Source organism: Bacillus oleivorans, assembly GCF_900207585.1.
GTDB classification, from domain to species: domain Bacteria; phylum Bacillota; class Bacilli; order Bacillales; family JC228; genus Bacillus_BF; species Bacillus_BF oleivorans.
The window spans coordinates 553034-570846 of sequence record NZ_OAOP01000002.1; the positions used below are offsets into that span (position 1 = coordinate 553034).

The following is a 17813-nucleotide window of genomic DNA, read 5'->3' on the forward strand; positions in this document are numbered from 1 at the left end:
CCTATTTATTGATTGTATTGTGGTTCTTCTTGCAGAATCTGCTGAACTCTTGGCTCAAGAGAATCGATAATAGCTTGAGTTTGTTGTGCAGCAGTTTGGTAAAGCTGTTTTGCTTGTTTGTTTTGTGTTCCTAATGCAAAGGTTTCTAAGTTTGCTTGCGCACTTTTTAATCCAGCAATTGTTTGTTTAACCTGACTTCCTACTGTCATTCATTCATTCCTTCTTTCTTAAGTGTGTGAAATTGCTTCAATTGTAGTATGACTGAACCTTTAAAAAATATTCGCATGGAATTGTTTGTAAAAATATGGAATGGCTATCGTATCGGGGTATTGGTAAAACAAAAAACAAAGTGAAAAACCCCTGTATCGGCTAAGTTTCGATACAGGGGTTTTGTTTAATCGTCATCAGACTCTTCTTGACTTTTCATTTTAGATGGAAGCCTTCCAGCCCGCTTCGCAGATTCTCTTAATAAGAATTCGATATGAGCGTTGACACTCCTAAATTCGTCGGTTGCCCATTTTTCAATAATCTTATAAACGTCAGGGTCAATCCGTAAAGGGAAGCTCTTTTTTTTAGCCATGATTTCCTATTAATATAAACTTCCTGTATTGATAACCGGCTGGGCAGCACGATCTGATACGATTGCGACCATCAGATTATTGACCATTGCGACTTTACGTTCTTCATCTAACTCTAGTATTTCTTTTTCTTCTAATTGCTGGATCGCCATTTGTGCCATGCCAACTGCACCTTCTACGATTTTTTGCCTAGCTGATACAATGGCAGTTGCTTGCTGACGCTGAAGCATCGCGCTTGCTATCTCTGTTGAGTATGCCAGGTGAGTTAGTCTTGCTTCCATTACTTTAACACCGGCAACTTCAAGACGATCCTGTAATTCAACAGATAGTTCATTTGAAACCTCTTCGGCATTTCCGCGCAGCGTAATTTCAACATTTTCAAAGGTGTCGTATGGGTATTTGGTAGCCACATGGCGGATCGCGGTTTCACTTTGTATTTCTACAAATTCCTCATAATTATCAACATCAAATACTGCTTTGGCAGAGTCAACTACTTTAAAAACAACGACTGCTGCAATTTCAATTGGGTTTCCTTCGACATCATTGACTTTGAGCTTTTTTGTGTTGAAATTTCGAACTCGTAAGGAAACGGTTTTTCTTAGAGTAAGCGGAACGGTAAGGAATAATCCGCTGCTGCGAATGCTTCCTAAATATCGGCCAAAGAATGTAACGACCACGGCTTGGTTTGGCTGTATTACCGTAATCCCGCTAGCAACCAGGACCGCAAGCAATACTAACACGATACCGAGCGGGATAATTTGATTAATCAGTGAAAACACAGCTGCTCCGATAAAAACGACAAATAGCAAAACACCTAAGAATCCATTAATATGCCTTGCATTATTTTCTTTCATTAGAACAATCCCCCTAAAATATAAATCAATTTGATACTATTATGATATCACTTTTGTAAGGATATGTAAATGAAAAAGAAAAAAATAAAAAGCGAAACATTTATTTTCCATTTTTCGTATGTAAACGATGATAAAATGGGGGTATGAAAAAAGGGAGGAATTTAGGTAAACTTGCTCCGTTGATAAAAAAAAGCAACCTAATTAAGGTCGCCTTTCATCTGTTTTTCTATTTTTATCATAAGATTTTAATGCCTGCTGTACTTCTTCTTTTGTCACCTCGAATTCCGTGTTTTATTTAATTATCTTTAAAGATAGGATGCCAGGATCTAAAAAAAACATGTATAAATTTTAGTCAATCAAAGGGGGAGAGAATTGAAGGCAATTGTTTCGGTTGTCGTGTTTGTTCTAATCATTATTCTTAGTACCTGTGGCTTAGAAACCAAAACCCTGGAACAATTCTATGAAGGAAACCTAAATGATGTAACCCAAATCAGGATTTTAGATGGGAACACCGGGTACAGTAAAACAGTTACAGACCAAACTGTTATTGCAAATTTTCTAGATAAGATAAAAGACATAAAATTTATACCAGAAGAAAATCAAGAGGATCGGGATGGATTTAATTATGCAATTGCACTTTATGAGAATGAAAAAGATACATTTTCATTCTCATTAACTCGATTTAACGGACATTACTATCATACAGAACCAGAGATTTTACCTATTGTGGATCATTTTTATAAAAACTTAAATGTGAAAGAGGAGTAAACTGTTGAACGGAACCGTCAATTGACGGTCTTTTTGTTTTATATAGATTTTTTTAATGACTGAAATCAATATAATGGGATCTGTCACTCTGGCTGTTTTAAAAAAATGTCTATTTTTTTCAAAGTATTCCTCCAATTAAGATACTTTTTATATGAAAATTATGGTACGATTTATTAGCAGCTAGAACTAGATTTCGGAGGGTTCCTATGATATTTAAAAAAGTGAAGCAATCAGATGTAAAACTGGATGTTTCTAATCAAAAAGTAGCGATAAACATTAAAAAGGGATTAGATGTTGAAAAGCAAATTAAAATGATTGACCTGACGGAAACAGATTTGAAGTATATTCATAGTCTGCAGCCACTTGTTATGGACAAAATTGATGAGATCGTCGGTCAATTTTATCGGAATTTGGAAAATGAAGTGTCCTTGTTAACAATCATCAATGATAATAGTTCCATTGAAAGATTAAAAAAAACGCTGAAGAGCCATATAACGGAAATGTTTGACGGTAAAATCGATGATACATATTTTGATAAAAGAAGACGCATTGCTCAGGTTCATGTAAAAATAGGCTTACAAACAAAGTGGTATATGTGTGCTTTTCAGGATTTGCTCCTTTCCTTAATCAGCATTATTGAAAACAAAATCCAGCATCGCGATGATATTTTTGCCGCCGTCAAGGCTGTAACGAAGATCTTGAATTTAGAACAGCAGTTAGTGCTGGAAGCCTACGATCAAGAATCGGAAAGGTTAAGAGCTCTGATAGAGGAAGAAAAAGGGATTATTCGAAACCATGTAGCAGGTCAATCACAAAACTTAGCTGCTGTATCAGAACAGACAAATGCTTCATTTCAACAGCTGCTCGCTCAATCGAATGAAATTGTGGCTCTTGCCCAAAAGGGATCTCAATTATCCAATTTAGCAGAGGAACGTGCAAAACAGGGCAAAGACCAACTGCAAAAACAAGATGATACAATTTCGAAGATTGACTTAACTGTGAATGATATTTCGAGCGATGTTCAAGTATTACTAGACATTACGAGTCAAATGCAAGAAATCGTAAAAATCGTAAAAAAGATCGCTGAGCAAACGAATTTGCTGGCCCTAAATGCATCGATTGAAGCAGCTCGTGCGGGTGAAGCGGGAAGAGGTTTCGCTGTAGTAGCGGGCGAAGTCCAAAAGCTTGCTGAAGAAACGAAGAATTCTGTTTCAAGTGTTTCTGCATTAATTTTGAATACCAATTCCCAGGTTGAAAAGCTGACTCTTTCTCTAGAAAAGATAAAGAGTGCGGCGAAAGACGGTAATTTAAGCATGGCAGAGACAGAAAGTCATTTTGAGCAGATCTTATCAACGATGGCGGAAACGAAACAGCAAAATAATAAAATTGAAAACGAACTTAATTACTTTATAAATATTGTCAATGAAATAGGGGATGCCTTTGAAGAGGTAGCCATCTCAGCGAACAGCCTGACTGAGATAACCGAAGAAATGGATTGACTGAAAAACTTGAAAAAATGCACTCATTAGCTAGAGTGCATTTTTTCTTGGATGTTTACATATCAAGTTGCTTTGCATCTTCAACAATGTGGTACAACAGGTGTGCTAAATGATGAATTGGGCCGTATTCTTGTTCTTCTCCCTCGGCTGCTTCCTCTTCCTGGAATTCGAGGTCGTTTAAATAAAGCGCCATAAATTCATAAAAGTCTTGTAAGTCAAAAGAAAAACAATAGGTGGGATCTTCGTTTTCTTCTTCATAAAGCAGGCATAGATAATGCAAATTTCCTTCTGCATCTTCACCATCAAAAAACACGAAAAAGCCGATATTCGTGTCAAGTTCAAATAAATGCCTTGTCCCGTTTTCTGTTACCTTATTAAAATCATCTTCCTCCATTATTTTTACATTCATCGTTTCAACTGCATCTTCCGCATGAAAATTGACGGTTAATGACTTCATCGGATCACCTCCAGCTTATCTCCTCTATAGGATGTACCGGACACGTGAGAAGTAAACAAATGGTTTAAGAATGATTACTTTTTTGTGCGAATTACTCATTTTAAAAAATTTTAAAATAAAGTGTCATAACTGACAAATGTTTTCGTCTAAATAGATAGATATAAAAGATGAGCGAGGGGTAACACCATGTCAGCAAAACGAACGATCTCAGAATGGTTTTTTCAATATAGCCACGATATCTATGACTTCCTTGTGTATTACATGGGGAGCACCGATGTGGAAGATCTAGTTCAAGAGGTATATATAAAAGCATTAAGGAGTCTCCATGGCTTTAAAGGGGAGTCTTCTCCAAAAACCTGGCTTATAAAAATTGCCAGAAATGTAGCGATTGATGAGTACCGCAAGAAAAAGTCAAAAGGGTTTCATCATATGATCTCATTTACAGAAAGAATTGCAGCCAACGATCCCCTTACACCTGAGAAAATATTTGAGAATAACGAAACGAAACAGGATCTGTACAAAGCAATTCAAAGGCTGCACGAAACCTACCGGGACGTACTGATTTTACGGGGGATTCAAGAAATGGATACGAAAGAAACAGCAGTTATTCTAAATTGGAAGGAAGAAAAAGTTCGCACCACTTATCATCGCGCCCTTAAAGCACTTCGTGAATCGCAAGGAGGTATTGAACTATGAGAACGCAAAAGCCTTTACATGAGATTGAAAAAGAATTAAACAGCTTTCCAAATTTTAAGCTTGCAGAAGAAAAGCAATATGAAATTCATGAAATTTTAATGGCAGAGGTGACTAAATGGGAGATGAAAAAAAGGAGAGGAAGCTGGATGAGGAGATTGACTGTAGGACTTTCAAGTGTGGCGGTCGTAATTTTAGCTTTGTTTTTAGGATTTAGTTATTTCGATAGTCATGGAGGAAACCGGCCAACTGAAAACCCTGAGGTTCAGCCTAATCCACAAGCACCAATTTATCCGACAGATTTTATCGTTGAAGCTGATTTTCACAAGTTAGTAGCTCGAACTGATCAAGTAACAGGAGAGGAGACGCACTATACAACTAAAGATAAAGAGATCATTCATCAATTCGAAAAGACGATTGTTTCAATGCCATACGAAAAAACAGAGAAAACCAGTTCTGTATTTAATACGAACTTTCTATTATACGATACTTCGAATGAATTGATTGCGGAGATTATCTTTACAGGAGAGAATATAGTCAGCATAAATGGGGAGGGGTATAAAACAGATGAAGCTAAACTGAATCAGTTTAAAGAGATATTCTTTACAGAGGACTATCAGGCATATCCAGTCATAAATGTTCCGGAATCCAGTGTCCAAGAACTGGCCCAAGAGATTATCCAGGCATTAGCTAATAAAGATACAGCAATTCTTGCACAGCATGTCCACCCGGTTAAAGGGCTTTTGTTTTCTCCGTACGTATATATTCAAGACGATGCATTAGTATTTACTCAAGATGAGGTAACCATGTTATTAGCAGCTTCCGACACCTACTTATGGGGAACCTTTGACGGCAGCGGCGAACCGATGGAGATGACAGCAAAAGAATATTATAGCCGTTTTGTATATGATCATGATTATGTGCAAGCTCATGAAATGAATATTGATTCCATTCTGCAAAGAGGGAATTCGATTAATAATATTAAAGAAAAGTTCCCTGATTCGACTGTCGTTGAATTCCATATTAAAGGAACAGAGCAATATGGAGGAATGGACTGGAGAAGTTTAAATCTTGTGTTTGAACAAGCTGAAGATGGAGCTTTAAAATTAGTTGCGATTATTCATGATGAATGGACAATATAAAAATACTGGAAGGGACCTCTTGCTAAGGCAAAGGGCCCTTTCTTTTTTTGAGAAAGAAATTCTTTACATTTTCCTTTTTCTTCTTGTAAAATATAAGGGTAGATTCTAATTTTTTACATTAGGGAGGAAAAAAGGCCAATGAGTTTGTCTGTTGTTTTTCAAATGGTTTTAGCATGATAGGGAGAAGTCTGCCCATTTTTAGCAAAACCAATCGTAAAACAACGGACCATTCAAGCCCTTTCCTCATTAAATATTCGTGTTTTGGATAAGTTAGCTATTTGTTGATTGAATAACTCTTCTCCAGGCATGAACTAGGTAGGGTGTGTTTGCCCTACCTATTTTATTTTTAATTTAGAATTATGTGTATGGACCCATTCTTAAATCAGGATTCTTTTGATAAAAATTAAACAGGGCTAAGGTCTGTCCTCCTTGTTTTACGGTTGGTAATTATACCAATGTGAAGGAGTGACGATGTTAATGAGTATTGTAAATGTTGAAAAGGTAACCCATTATTTTGGGGACAAATTAGTTTTTAAAGATATAGATTTTCGCTTATTAAATAAAGAGCGGGTTGGTTTAGTGGGACCGAATGGTGCCGGGAAATCCACGTTATTGAAAATATTAACGGGGCATATTTTACCTGATCATGGCACAGTCGACTGGCAGCCTAACATTCAAGCTGGTTATTTAGAGCAGCAGGTTGATTTAACATCCGGCCAAAGTATCCGGGACTATCTTCGAAGCGCATTTCGTTCTTTATTTGAAGCTGAACAGGAAATGCTAAAGCTTTCTGACCAGATGGGAGCATGCGGTACGGAAGAACTTGAAAAGGCGCTCAATCGGTTTGCTAAACTGCAAGAGTTATTGGAGCAACAAGATTTTTACCAAGTGGATCCCAAAATTGAAGAAATCTCCAATGGGTTAGGAATTAGTGCTCTTGGATTAGAGACAGATGTTGGACAGTTAAGCGGGGGACAACGAACCAAGCTGCTCTTAGCTAAACTTTTATTAGAAGAGCCGGATGTTTTACTTTTAGATGAACCAACCAACTATCTGGACTTTGATCATATTGAATGGTTAAAGGACTATTTAAAAAACTATCCAAACTCTTTCATTCTGATTTCACATGACACTGCCTTTATGAATGAGGTTGTAAATGTGATTTATCATCTCGAGCACAAAAATTTAACGCGCTATATCGGGAACTATCAAAAATTTGTAGAAACCTATGAATTTAGAAAGCAACAAATTCACATTGCTTACAATCGTCAGCAGGCTGAAATAGAGAAGCTTGAAACCTATATAAGTAAAAATAAGGTAAGATCTTCTACGTCTAAGCAAGAAAAAGCACGTGAAAAGAAATTGGCGAAAATCGAACGGATTGAAAAACCGGTTTCACTGCCAAAGCCGAGATTTTCTTTTCAGGTATCTAATCGCCCCGCCAGCTTAATTGTAGAAGTAAATCAGCTTGAGGTCGGGTATGAGGAATCTCTCTTTCCTCCGTTTTCATTTACCTTAAAAAGAGGAGAAAAGGTAGCGATTACTGGACACAATGGGATTGGGAAGTCGACTACATTAAAGACTTTAATGGGAGAGCTCGAACCGCTAGGGGGCAAAATTAAGTTCGGACAATATGTTAAGCCGGCCTATTTTGCGCAAGAGTGGAGTATCACCTCGGAACAAACGCCGATGGATTATATTTGGTCTTTACACCAATCCATGACACAGAAAGAAGTTCGTCAAGCCTTAGCAAGAGCCGGCTTGCGAACTGAACACATCTTCCAGCCGATGAAGTCTTTAAGCGGCGGGGAACAAACAAGGGTCAGAATCGGCGAGCTTATTTTAGAGAAAAGTAACTGGCTGATCTTAGACGAACCAACGAACCATTTAGATGTTCAAGCGAAAGAATCATTATCGGAAGCACTTAAAAAATATGAAGGTACCGTTGTGGTCGTTTCCCATGAACCGGAGTTTTATAAAAGCTGGGTTACTCAAGTGTGGAATATGGAGCACTGGAGATTATAGAAGGAAAGCTCAGGTAAGTATATGGACTTTAACCTGAGCCTTTTTTTCTAAGTCGAATTTCTTTACTTTAAGTAAGCGACATTGATAAGATGTGAAGAAATTATGTATAAAGGAGCTTTGAATGAAATGAAAATAGAAGTTTGGTCTGATTTTGCTTGTCCTTTTTGTTATATCGGTAAACGCAGATTAGAAGAAGCACTTGAACAATTTCCTGAGCGTGATCAGGTTGAAGTGGAATTTCGCAGTTTTGAATTAGACCCAAATGCGCCAAAGAATTCGGATGACAGTTTACATGAAATGCTTGCCAAAAAATATGGCACATCCGTTGAACAAGCGAAAGCAATGAATAATAATGTATCTGAAATGGCGAATACGGTTGGTTTAACCTACAATTTGGATCAGGCAGTTCCAACCAATACATTTACGGCACACCGTTTAGCACAATATGCTAAAACCCAAGGCAAAGAAAAAGAGATGGTAGAACGATTGTTCAAAGCTTACTTTACTGAAGGAAAACACCTTAGTGATCACAATACATTACTTCAGCTTGCTGCTGAAGTCGGATTAAAACTAGAAGATGTAAAAGCTGTGTTAGAAAGCGATGAATTTACAAATGAGGTTCATTCCAATGAAATAGAAGCACAACAGCTAGGAGTAACAGGAGTCCCATTTTTCGTTATTAACCGAAAATATGGGATCTCTGGAGCACAACCACTAGAAGTATTCACGCAAACCTTAGAAAAAGTATGGCAAGAAGAACAATAATTCGGTAATTCAGGGCGTGACAGGCACGCCCTGAATTTTCTTGTCTAACGGGAATGATTCACGGTGAAATAGTGTGATGCTAATGATTACCGTACATAAACGCTCGTATTGCACAAAAACCTGCCTAAAAGCAAGCAAATGGATTTTGAATATTCTAGTAAAAAGGGATAGGCCACTTAACTAGCACAACCAAAAAAATTAAATAAGTACCCCTATTTTTTCTACTTTAACTCTTCTTCATTCCATAACTAGTGAACAATCCTCCATAAGAACCGATATAACACAAAAGACATTTATCGGACTTAAAAGGAGAATAGTATGTTTTTATTTTTGAAATTTTTAAAATCAAAAAGGGAAGAAAAACCTAAAGTTTTACAACATCAAAAGACTAAATTTAACAATCATATGTTATCAGAAAGAAAAGGGGCTTTAGGAGAGCATAAAATAGACCTTCAACTTGCTCAATTGCCTAAAGATTTCCTCTATATCAATGATCTCTTTTTACCAAACCCTAAATCGAGGACAGGATACTCTCAAATTGATCATGTGATATTTACTCCTTATGGAATATTTGTGATAGAAACTAAAAACTATCAGGGGACCATCTACGGAGGAAAAGACCGAAAGACATGGTTAGTTAACGGGAAGTTCAAAATGCCAAGCCCTCTTATTCAGAATTTTGGTCATATCGAAGCTATTAAAAGATACATAGATTCCAAATTCCATGAATATTTTATTTCCATTGTTTCTTTTACGAAAAGATGTACTTTTAAGATTGACATGGAATTAAGAGAGATTAAATCCAACGAGTTAGTAGTGTATGACATTGAATTTTCTGAGTTTATCAAACGAAAAATCGCGATTATTAAAATTCAACATAAAGAACCATTTTTTAATTCAATAGAAATTAATGATATCTATCAAACACTCCAACAAGCTAATGTTAAAGACCCAAAAATCCGCGAATCCCATGTCCAAAATATTCAAAGGAATAAACAAAAGGTTGAAACGACTATAGGGAAGTATAAATGTTTGATTTGTGATAAACCTGTAACAGAGAAGGTGGCAACTTTTTGTATTTCTAATAAAAAATTTGCAGGAAACATCTATTGCTTTGATCATCAAAAAAATATAAAAATTGATGGAAATATTATTCTATAAATTGTCAAATCTACTCCAAATTCCTCTTCAGTAATTCCTCTATAATAAGATTATAAGTAGAGAGATGGAGGGGTTCACATGCTGGAGAACCGCTGTATCAATAATCAGGATTCATTTCACAATTCATTTTTATTTTCTAAGGATAACATGAATCGTTTAAAGGATTTAATGATCGATGAAGAGATCGCCAAGGATTCATGTCTTTTCAATGAAGGAGATTGTGCGGATTCTCTTTATTATATAAAAGAGGGTTCTGTGAAATTATCGAAAGTGACCGATGATGGGAAAGATTTAACCCTTTATTATTTTCAGGCAGGGGATTTATTCGGTGATTTCGGAGATATGCCATCTTTACACCAAACATTTAGTGCGATCGCTACATGTGATTGTAAAATCGGAGTCCTTAACAAAGAGGATGTTGAATTAGCGATTTGGCAAAACAGTGATTTAGGGATCGATTTCATTAATTGGGTTAGCCACATGAATCGGTTTACTCAGTTAAAACTGCGGGATTTAATGTTTTTTGGAAAATTGGGTGCGTTAGCTTCGACTTTAATTCGGATTGCCAATACGTTTGGACAAGAAGTGGGAGACGCCACCTATATACCAGAAAAATTTACAAATAACGAACTGGCCAGCATGATTGGTTCAACCCGAGAAACCGTAAACCGTATGCTTAGTCAGCTGAAAAAAGAAGACGTAGTTCAATACAAAAATGGCAAGCTTGTAATACTTGACATCGAATATTTACGGCAGATTTGCCATTGTGAAGGATGCCCGAAACATATTTGCCGGTTATAAATGTTAATTTAAAAAAGGCCTTACTAGGGTCTTTTTTTATTGTTTTAAAATAAAGAAGAAGTAAGCTATGAAATAAAAGAGTACAATCGATAAAATAGATCTTATCCAAATTAATGTATTACTGATTCCTGCTTTTGATTCTAGATAATTCATATAGAACATAGTAAATAAGAACCCAATCGAAGTGAAACTGACGCCTTCCCAATCATTAAAATTAAAAAATTTCATGGCTCCTAATAATACAAAAACAGGTCCAGTTACACCAAAAAATAATATGGTGTATAGACCTTTTTTATCATCAATCAAATAAATATCCTCCTAACGCAGCTGCTATCATTTTTTTAAAATAATCTCATACATCCTTCGCTTGCCCCCTTTACAATAATAGACTCCATTTGATCGAATACGTTTCATCTCCTCTGAAATCTTAGCCCATTTTTCCAACTGGGTAAACCTGTAAGTCCACTGATAACCCCATTAACGAAGTTCATCAATCTGACACAGACTCCTATGAAAGTGTGACATTTATCACAGATGTGATCTTCCTCACATTTTAGAATGAACATGTAGGCGAAAACCGAAAGGAGGAAGGTGAAGTGGGTACAAGTATTAAACAGGTGAAAACACCTTCTAAGTTTGAAACAAATCCGGAAATTGAAAAAGAAAAAAATCTAAAGGGAACTTTTATTTCAGTTCTGCTTGTGGGAGGATTCATCGTTCTATCTTGGGCAGGAGTTTTCTCGCTTTTTATTAACCGTTTGTAAGGAAAGGTTGGGGGTGAAGAGATGCATTTATATAAATATGAAAAAATTTGGCTCCTGCTCGGAGGGGGAACACTTATTATTTTCTTGTTGGTGGTCGGCATTAATGCTTTTGCAATGGGAATGACACCGCCAAGTCATCATGAAACCATAGATCCAAACAAGGTCGACCAAACTGCACCATTTAACGAGCAGGGTTTAAAGCAGGTTGGCGATAATGAATATGAATTGGTGATGGTGGCACAGGCGTTTGCCTTTTCTCCTGGCAATATTGAAATTCCAAAGGGAGCTACCGTACATTTTATCGTTACCAGTAAAGACGTGGTTCATGGATTTCAGATTGCAGGAACCAATGTCAATATGATGGTTACACCAGGACATATTAATCGAATCACTCATACATTTAAGGAAACTGGAAGCTTTTTAGTTCTTTGCAATGAATACTGTGGTGTCGGGCATCAGGCGATGAGCACGACCATTGAGGTGATGTAAATGGAAACGTCAGCTTCAGTTGTGAACAGGCTAGACGGAAAATTAAGTATGGCTCATTTATGGGTATCCTTTACCGCTTTATTCTTAGGTGCAGTTACTGGTTTACTGCAGACCTTAGTGAGAAGCGGGGGAGTCACGTTACCTGCAGGGATTGGGTACTATCAATTACTTACAGCCCATGGTGTTTTACTTGGACTTGTTTTTACAACCTTTTTTATCATTGGTTTTCTTTATGCAGTCATGAGCCGAACAACCGGCTCTATGATTCTGGCGGCCAGACAATGTGGCTGGATTGGATTTATTTTGATGACAGTTGGAACAATTTTAACGGTTATCATGATTTTGCTAAACAAAGCAACGGTATTGTATACGTTCTATGCGCCACTGCAGGCTTCTCCGTGGTTCTATGTAGGATTAACTTTACTCGTCGTGGGGAGCTGGATTAGCGGGGTAGGCATTTTCAGACAATACTATCTTTGGAAAAAAACAAATAGAGGGAAACTTTCTCCTTTATTAGCATTTATGGCAGTCGTAACGATGTTGCTCTGGTTAATCTCTACTTTAGGAGTGGCTGCAGCAGTTTTAGTTCAATTTATTCCGTGGTCTTTCGGATGGGTGGATACAATCAATATTCTATTAAGCAGGACCTTATTCTGGTATTTCGGACACCCGCTTGTATACTTCTGGCTGCTTCCAGCTTATATGTGCTGGTATGCGATTATACCGAAGATCATCGGCGGTAAGGTATTCAGCGATTCTTTAGCACGTTTAGCATTTATCTTATTCTTACTCTTTTCCATTCCAGTTGGATTCCATCACCAACTGTTAGAACCAGGCGTTTCATCAGGCTGGAAATTTTTACAGGTAGTATTAACGTTTATGGTTATCATTCCATCTTTGATGACAGCTTTCTCTCTTTTTGCAACGTTTGAGTTAGCTGGTCGTGAAAAAGGGGCGAAAGGATTATTTGACTGGTTTAAAAAACTTCCTTGGAAAGACGTCCGATTTTTTGCGCCAATGGTTGGAATGCTCGTTTTTATTCCGGCAGGAGCAGGGGGAATTATCAATGCTAGTAACCAATTAAACCAAGTGGTTCATAATACCCTATGGGTAACAGGGCATTTTCATTTAACAGTGGCAACATCTGTAGCGCTGACCTTTTTTGGAATAGCTTACTGGCTCGTACCACATTTAACTGGCCGAACATTAACACCAATATTGAACAGGCTGGGAATTACCCAAACTATTCTGTGGGCAGTCGGAATGTTCTTTATGTCAGGATCCATGCATACGGTTGGATTACTTGGAGCACCTAGACGAACAGCCTATACAACTTATAATGACCATCCAGATGTATTAGGATGGATTCCTTATCAAGTAGCTATGGCAATTGGCGGAACAATTTTATTCATCGCGATTCTTTTACTGATCTATATCTTTATTAAACTTGTATTTTTCGCTCCAAAAGGTGTTGAGGCATTCCCTGTTGGTGAGGTAGCTGATGCATCCGAAGCAACACCAAAAATTCTAGAAAACTGGAAGATTTGGATTGGCATTACCGTAGCATTGATCCTCTTTGCTTATACAGTGCCAGTGATTGATATGATTCAGCATGCTCCGCCAGGATCTCCTGGATTTAAGCTTTGGTAATGTTTGAAAAAAATAATAAATTTTGGAGGAAAAGAAAATGAAAAAAACGATTCTTGCGATTATGATTCTTATGGTTATGCTATTAGCGACTGCATGTGGAGGAAGGGGAGAGGCTAGCGGAGGTTCAGATGGAAGCAGTGATAACGGCAATGCCGTCACAATCGAAGCATCTAACTGGGAATTTGATAAAGCTGAGTATACCGTTCCAGCTGGAGACGTAACGGTTAATCTTAAAAATGCAGATGGATTCCACGGTATTGTAATTGAAGGAACTGATATCAGCATTGAAGGCGACGGCTCAAAAACAGCCAACCTAAAAGCGGGTGAATATACAATTCGATGCAGCGTTATCTGCGGTGAAGGCCACACAGAAATGGTCGCAAAACTAATCGTACAATAATTTTTCGGGGCGTGACAGCACGCCCCGTTTTTTCTTGTTTCAATGGAGTTATTTCACTCATCGGGTAATGCATGTCACGTCCCGGTTTTTGTTGAATCGTTAATGTGGTATGATGGGGACAGCTAAAATATGGAGTGAAAGGGGAATTATGGTGAGGCAGGTTCTTTCGGTTGTAATGGGGGTTATGATGCTCGTATTTTTGGCAGCGTGCCAGCTAGAGGCGGATGATGGGACAGAAGTAGAGGAAATCGAGCATCGAGGAGAGGAAAACCATTCCGAAGATGTTGAGACGGCAAATAATAATGATCAAACTATGATAAAAGCTAAAAAAATCGAATCTTACCCAGCTTCACTTTATGAACAAACTGGGTTTGACATCGATCAAGATGGTGAAGATGAGCAAATTGAACTGTACGTTAATGCTCATAAAGACGAAGATGGAGAATTCGCATGGGATGACGGGCATAATTGGCTTTTCGTTGTAAAAGACGGAAACGAAACATATCCTCTTTATGATGGTTGGGTTCAACTTGGGTCCCTTTCATTTTGGCTGATTGAATCGAACGAAACGCCAATGATTATCTTATTAAAAACCGGAACTGCTGAATTTACACTTCAAACTTTCAGATTTAGTGAGGAAGAAAAAGGGTTTATCCAAGAAACTCAATTTAACCCGGAAAAGGTGAACTTTTGGTATCACTCAAAGTAAAGTTTGTAGGAGAGGAAGTTTTACAGACTTTTCAGAAGTTTGATAAGTTAGAAGCGGAATAACTAATTGAACAATATCCGTCTCCTTTCATGCCTGAGGCGGAACAATGGTTTACTCAGAAGGAATACTATATGTTTGTAATCATTACTTAGCTTCCAAGCAAACTGATAAATAAAGATGAAGTTAAAATAGAGTAATAAATGTTAATCTTTCTTAAGATAGAGGTGACATCATTTGCGTCCGCTTATTTTAGGGATTATTTCTGCCTTCTTTTTTGCCTTCACATTTGTATTAAATGCATCTATGGAAGTGTCTGGTGGAAGCTGGATTTGGAGTGCTTCATTACGATATATTTTTATGATTCCGTTTCTCCTTTTGATTGTAATAGCCAGGGGAAATTTACGGCCGTTACTTGATGAAATGAAGAAAAATACAGGGAATTGGATGATCTGGAGCTTTGTCGGATTCGGCTTATTTTATGCGCCTTTATGCTTCGCCGCTGCTTATTCACCTGGATGGCTCATTGCAGGGACATGGCAAATCACAATTGTTTCAGGGATTATATTAACACCGTTGTTCTATGAAACAATCCAAACGAATCACGGACCCCCCATTCATATAAGAGGGAAAATCCCTTATAAAGGTCTTATGATGTCACTCATTGTTCTGGCAGGAATCTTTCTCATGCAATTTGAACATGCTGAAAAACTAACAATGAGCTCATTTTTATTTGGCTTTATCCCTGTTCTAGTAGCTTCCTTTGCTTATCCTTTAGGAAACCGAAAAATGATGGAGGTATGTGAGGGACGGCTGGATGCGTATCAACGTGTGCTTGGTATGACATTAGCAAGTCTCCCTCTTTGGGGTGTCTTATCGTTGTATGGACTATTTACAGTAGGACCGCCAAGTACAGGACAGAGTCTCCAATCCTTATTAGTAGCCATTTGTTCAGGTGTAATTGCTACGGTTTTGTTTTTTAAAGCTACTGATCTAGTGCGAGGCAACATGCAAAAATTAGCTGCTGTTGAAGCTACACAATCGATGGAAGTCCTGTTTGCTTTAATAGGTGAAATCATTGTTTTATCCATTGCTTTACCAACAGCCCTTTCTTGGTTTGGAATCTTTACCGTAATTATCGGAATCATTCTCCATAGTTATGTGTCTAACCAAAAACAGGACACCAAGGAACAGACAACAATTAGTGTATAAAGATCATCACATTTTTGGCGATACTGCATGGGTCAGTATCGCTATTATTTTTTAAAGCCTTTAATATTTTTGTAACTAGAGTTTTAGTCTCATTAACAAGAAATTTACTCCCAAATAGAAATGAATGAACTCTTTGCATACAGTAGCAGTGTTTCATTGAACAGTTCCATTGTTTGTGAACATATTATAAAATAATGTTAAGTTAATTATTTCCATAATAGTTTATTAGAAATAAAACACGTAAAGGAGAGTCCCGTATGAATGATGACCGATCGCTGGCATACGTTCTTCTAGCTGCAATTGCTTATTTTACCGTTATTACATATTTCTTTGAATCATCGCCGTTTATAGCCCAACAAATAAATAGTACGGTGATTATTGCGCTATTGCTTGTGATGATAGCCAAGTTAAATAAAAACAATAACCGGTGAAGGGGTGTTTTTTACATTGTCAGAGAAAAAGAAGATTAAAGCAATAATCATGTTTTGTTTAATGGCTTTTGTTTTGATAGGTACGAGTTCCTATTATATTTTTAACCCCAAAAATTCACTGGAATTATATCAATCCGTTAGGTTTTCGGATGATTTCGAAGATGTACAAAGACTTATGCTGGAAGGATTTGAATCGAATTTTAAACAAGGAGATTATGACTTTATTGCTAGTTAGACTCTCCGCCACGGAGAATTACTTAATTTACCATGTTTGAATATGATAATAAAACATTTTTATTAATGACTACACCAGGTACGAAAAAATTAAGAATTATGGCAGTTGAAGAATTGCCGGAAAATATAAGGAACTACTTTTATAAACTATCACCTGAATCATATACATTCAATCCATAATCTATCAGAAAGGAATGAGCAAACTCGATTTAAACAAGCAAACCAAAACAGCAGGTGCCTATGTTATATAAGGGACTATTTCCCTTTCAGGTCGGACCTGCTCAAGAAGGCAACAAATTAGGCGTTGTTCTCCTTGGAGGTCATAAAGATCCTAACGAAACACCGTTAGAAACCGCCATCCGTGAAGTATACGAGGAAGCTGCTATGAATAAAACTCCTATTCATTCTCCTATTACGTTTTACAAAGCATCGTGGGATCATAGAGCCATTCCTGTTACTCTTGAAGAGAAAACATCACCCTTACTTTTAAAAGAAAACCTGGACCTTTCTTTATCCGTCATGTATCTAGCGCATTCAAAAAATGAATCAAGTCCATCTTCTGAAACGTGTGGCCTTTTATTATTAAAACCAGAGGAAATTTGTTTGCTCTGTAAGGAGAAAATCACATTAAACGATTATATTAAACAAAATGGTGTTGCAATTTTAAAAAGATCAATAAATAAAGGCCTAGTCTTAGAACCTTTTCCACACCTTAAGTTTTTGGCCAAATTATTGGAAGATAATCCTGATTTATTTCGAGATCTTCTTTAGTATTGAGCATTTTTACATACTGGATAATTTCACGATTATGATGTAAATTCGCAGAATGTGGAAGGCCCTTTAGGGCTTTTTTTATTGGATAAAAACGTTTCCGACTACTTTCCCTAAATAATATGAGTCAGAAGAGGGAAACCTACTATCGAAACTTATACATACGAGAGGCAGGAAAGATAGCAGCTATTTAGCTTACCTTTGCAAAAACGATGAAGGGTGGTTATAGCAACCGCCAATGGCAGCTAAACAAGATAATTTAGCCATAAATTAGAATAAGTCCAGCAAATAAGGAACGAAAGAAATGATATAGAATGCATATTATCTTGATAATTTGGCTTTTATATTTAAATTTAAAAAATCAAACGTGGAGATCAATTCCTAGATATTCTGGAAGTATTTTGTATGTTATT

At 37.1% G+C, this 17813-nt stretch carries 21 protein-coding genes and 1 pseudogene; 17 read left to right on the forward strand and 5 right to left on the reverse strand.

From position 1 onward, the window contains the following. Positions 1 to 5: 5 nt before the first annotated feature. From CRO56_RS06300 to CRO56_RS06310, 3 genes are all read right to left on the reverse strand, one after another. On the reverse strand, positions 6 to 209 hold the full coding sequence (locus CRO56_RS06300) for a DUF1657 domain-containing protein (protein ID WP_097157760.1): 204 nt from the start codon (positions 207 to 209) through the stop codon (positions 6 to 8). Positions 210 to 394: 185 nt separating this feature from the next. After that, the gene (locus tag CRO56_RS06305) at positions 395 to 580 is read right to left on the reverse strand and encodes a type II toxin-antitoxin system antitoxin (protein WP_097157761.1); all 186 of its coding nucleotides are present in this window, start codon (positions 578 to 580) and stop codon (positions 395 to 397) included. A 9-nt stretch (positions 581 to 589) separates the two neighbouring features. Continuing rightward, entirely contained in the window at positions 590 to 1432 is an 843-nt protein-coding gene (locus CRO56_RS06310; protein ID WP_097157762.1) for an SPFH domain-containing protein, read from the reverse strand. A gap of 372 nt (positions 1433 to 1804) precedes the next feature. Between CRO56_RS06310 and CRO56_RS06315 the strand changes: the two genes are divergently transcribed. The 3 genes and pseudogenes from CRO56_RS06315 to CRO56_RS23590 all read left to right on the forward strand — a co-directional run bounded on the left by CRO56_RS06315 (position 1805) and on the right by CRO56_RS23590 (position 3699). Next, on the forward strand, positions 1805 to 2200 hold the full coding sequence (locus tag CRO56_RS06315; protein ID WP_097157763.1) for a hypothetical protein: 396 nt from the start codon (positions 1805 to 1807) through the stop codon (positions 2198 to 2200). Between the two features lie 206 nt (positions 2201 to 2406). After that, positions 2407 to 2937, forward strand: a pseudogene (locus CRO56_RS23585) (protoglobin domain-containing protein); the annotation flags it as partial. A gap of 147 nt (positions 2938 to 3084) precedes the next feature. Further along, positions 3085 to 3699, forward strand: coding sequence for a methyl-accepting chemotaxis protein (locus CRO56_RS23590; RefSeq protein ID WP_425427182.1), 615 nt, complete (start codon positions 3085 to 3087; stop codon positions 3697 to 3699). A 55-nt stretch (positions 3700 to 3754) separates the two neighbouring features. Here the strand turns inward: CRO56_RS23590 and CRO56_RS06325 are convergent, their stop codons facing one another. Then, complete coding sequence (locus tag CRO56_RS06325; protein ID WP_097157765.1) at positions 3755 to 4156, reverse strand: cytosolic protein; 402 nt, start codon at positions 4154 to 4156, stop codon at positions 3755 to 3757. Between the two features lie 186 nt (positions 4157 to 4342). Between CRO56_RS06325 and CRO56_RS06330 the strand changes: the two genes are divergently transcribed. From CRO56_RS06330 to CRO56_RS06355, 6 genes are all read left to right on the forward strand, one after another. Continuing rightward, a complete protein-coding gene (locus CRO56_RS06330) occupies positions 4343 to 4852 on the forward strand; it encodes an RNA polymerase sigma factor (RefSeq protein ID WP_097157766.1) in 510 nt (169 codons plus the stop codon). Next, a complete protein-coding gene (locus tag CRO56_RS06335) occupies positions 4849 to 5991 on the forward strand; it encodes a hypothetical protein (protein ID WP_097157767.1) in 1143 nt (380 codons plus the stop codon). The genes CRO56_RS06330 and CRO56_RS06335 overlap by 4 nt, the downstream gene beginning before the upstream one ends. 477 nt (positions 5992 to 6468) lie before the next feature. Next, on the forward strand, positions 6469 to 8016 hold the full coding sequence (locus CRO56_RS06340) for an ABC-F family ATP-binding cassette domain-containing protein (protein ID WP_097157768.1): 1548 nt from the start codon (positions 6469 to 6471) through the stop codon (positions 8014 to 8016). A gap of 126 nt (positions 8017 to 8142) precedes the next feature. Then, positions 8143 to 8781, forward strand: coding sequence for a DsbA family oxidoreductase (locus tag CRO56_RS06345; protein WP_097157962.1), 639 nt, complete (start codon positions 8143 to 8145; stop codon positions 8779 to 8781). A 318-nt stretch (positions 8782 to 9099) separates the two neighbouring features. Continuing rightward, positions 9100 to 9942: a nuclease-related domain-containing protein gene (locus tag CRO56_RS06350; RefSeq protein WP_097157769.1), complete on the forward strand. Its 843-nt coding sequence runs from the start codon at positions 9100 to 9102 to the stop codon at positions 9940 to 9942. A gap of 78 nt (positions 9943 to 10020) precedes the next feature. Then, complete coding sequence (locus CRO56_RS06355) at positions 10021 to 10743, forward strand: Crp/Fnr family transcriptional regulator (RefSeq protein ID WP_097157770.1); 723 nt, start codon at positions 10021 to 10023, stop codon at positions 10741 to 10743. Between the two features lie 36 nt (positions 10744 to 10779). Here CRO56_RS06355 and CRO56_RS06360 read toward each other — a convergent pair whose 3' ends face one another. Further along, the gene (locus CRO56_RS06360; protein WP_097157771.1) at positions 10780 to 11049 is read right to left on the reverse strand and encodes a hypothetical protein; all 270 of its coding nucleotides are present in this window, start codon (positions 11047 to 11049) and stop codon (positions 10780 to 10782) included. Positions 11050 to 11339: 290 nt separating this feature from the next. Here CRO56_RS06360 and CRO56_RS06365 point away from each other — a divergent pair, with 290 nt between their 5' ends. The 8 genes from CRO56_RS06365 to CRO56_RS06400 all read left to right on the forward strand — a co-directional run bounded on the left by CRO56_RS06365 (position 11340) and on the right by CRO56_RS06400 (position 17400). After that, the gene (locus tag CRO56_RS06365; protein ID WP_245855609.1) at positions 11340 to 11507 is read left to right on the forward strand and encodes a cytochrome c oxidase subunit 2A; all 168 of its coding nucleotides are present in this window, start codon (positions 11340 to 11342) and stop codon (positions 11505 to 11507) included. Between the two features lie 21 nt (positions 11508 to 11528). Beyond that, positions 11529 to 11996, forward strand: a complete 468-nt coding sequence (locus CRO56_RS06370) for a cytochrome c oxidase subunit II (RefSeq protein WP_097157772.1) — start codon at positions 11529 to 11531, stop codon at positions 11994 to 11996. Beyond that, positions 11997 to 13646 carry a b(o/a)3-type cytochrome-c oxidase subunit 1 gene (locus CRO56_RS06375; protein WP_097157773.1) on the forward strand — a complete coding sequence of 550 codons (1650 nt, stop codon included), beginning with the start codon at positions 11997 to 11999 and terminating at the stop codon, positions 13644 to 13646. 37 nt (positions 13647 to 13683) lie between these two features. Continuing rightward, on the forward strand, positions 13684 to 14046 hold the full coding sequence (locus tag CRO56_RS06380; RefSeq protein ID WP_097157774.1) for a cupredoxin domain-containing protein: 363 nt from the start codon (positions 13684 to 13686) through the stop codon (positions 14044 to 14046). A 151-nt stretch (positions 14047 to 14197) separates the two neighbouring features. Next, complete coding sequence (locus tag CRO56_RS06385) at positions 14198 to 14755, forward strand: hypothetical protein (RefSeq protein WP_097157775.1); 558 nt, start codon at positions 14198 to 14200, stop codon at positions 14753 to 14755. A gap of 234 nt (positions 14756 to 14989) precedes the next feature. Beyond that, the gene (locus CRO56_RS06390) at positions 14990 to 15964 is read left to right on the forward strand and encodes a DMT family transporter (protein WP_097157776.1); all 975 of its coding nucleotides are present in this window, start codon (positions 14990 to 14992) and stop codon (positions 15962 to 15964) included. Positions 15965 to 16221: 257 nt separating this feature from the next. Next, positions 16222 to 16395: a hypothetical protein gene (locus tag CRO56_RS22790; RefSeq protein ID WP_179714192.1), complete on the forward strand. Its 174-nt coding sequence runs from the start codon at positions 16222 to 16224 to the stop codon at positions 16393 to 16395. A 474-nt stretch (positions 16396 to 16869) separates the two neighbouring features. Then, positions 16870 to 17400, forward strand: coding sequence for an NUDIX hydrolase (locus tag CRO56_RS06400; protein WP_101541057.1), 531 nt, complete (start codon positions 16870 to 16872; stop codon positions 17398 to 17400). Positions 17401 to 17813 lie beyond the last annotated feature (413 nt).

Coding starts and splice junctions, on each gene's coding strand:
- CRO56_RS06370 (WP_097157772.1), top strand. CDS start 11,529: ATGCATTTATATAAATATGAAAAAATTTGGCTCCTGCTCGGAGGGGGA.
- CRO56_RS06300 (WP_097157760.1), bottom strand. CDS start 209: ATGACAGTAGGAAGTCAGGTTAAACAAACAATTGCTGGATTAAAAAGT.
- CRO56_RS06355 (WP_097157770.1), top strand. CDS start 10,021: ATGCTGGAGAACCGCTGTATCAATAATCAGGATTCATTTCACAATTCA.
- CRO56_RS06375 (WP_097157773.1), top strand. CDS start 11,997: ATGGAAACGTCAGCTTCAGTTGTGAACAGGCTAGACGGAAAATTAAGT.
- CRO56_RS06310 (WP_097157762.1), bottom strand. CDS start 1,432: ATGAAAGAAAATAATGCAAGGCATATTAATGGATTCTTAGGTGTTTTG.
- CRO56_RS06305 (WP_097157761.1), bottom strand. CDS start 580: ATGGCTAAAAAAAAGAGCTTCCCTTTACGGATTGACCCTGACGTTTAT.
- CRO56_RS06330 (WP_097157766.1), top strand. CDS start 4,343: ATGTCAGCAAAACGAACGATCTCAGAATGGTTTTTTCAATATAGCCAC.
- CRO56_RS22790 (WP_179714192.1), top strand. CDS start 16,222: ATGAATGATGACCGATCGCTGGCATACGTTCTTCTAGCTGCAATTGCT.
- CRO56_RS06350 (WP_097157769.1), top strand. CDS start 9,100: ATGTTTTTATTTTTGAAATTTTTAAAATCAAAAAGGGAAGAAAAACCT.
- CRO56_RS06325 (WP_097157765.1), bottom strand. CDS start 4,156: ATGAAGTCATTAACCGTCAATTTTCATGCGGAAGATGCAGTTGAAACG.
- CRO56_RS06380 (WP_097157774.1), top strand. CDS start 13,684: ATGAAAAAAACGATTCTTGCGATTATGATTCTTATGGTTATGCTATTA.
- CRO56_RS06345 (WP_097157962.1), top strand. CDS start 8,143: ATGAAAATAGAAGTTTGGTCTGATTTTGCTTGTCCTTTTTGTTATATC.
- CRO56_RS06400 (WP_101541057.1), top strand. CDS start 16,870: ATGTTATATAAGGGACTATTTCCCTTTCAGGTCGGACCTGCTCAAGAA.
- CRO56_RS06335 (WP_097157767.1), top strand. CDS start 4,849: ATGAGAACGCAAAAGCCTTTACATGAGATTGAAAAAGAATTAAACAGC.
- CRO56_RS06340 (WP_097157768.1), top strand. CDS start 6,469: ATGAGTATTGTAAATGTTGAAAAGGTAACCCATTATTTTGGGGACAAA.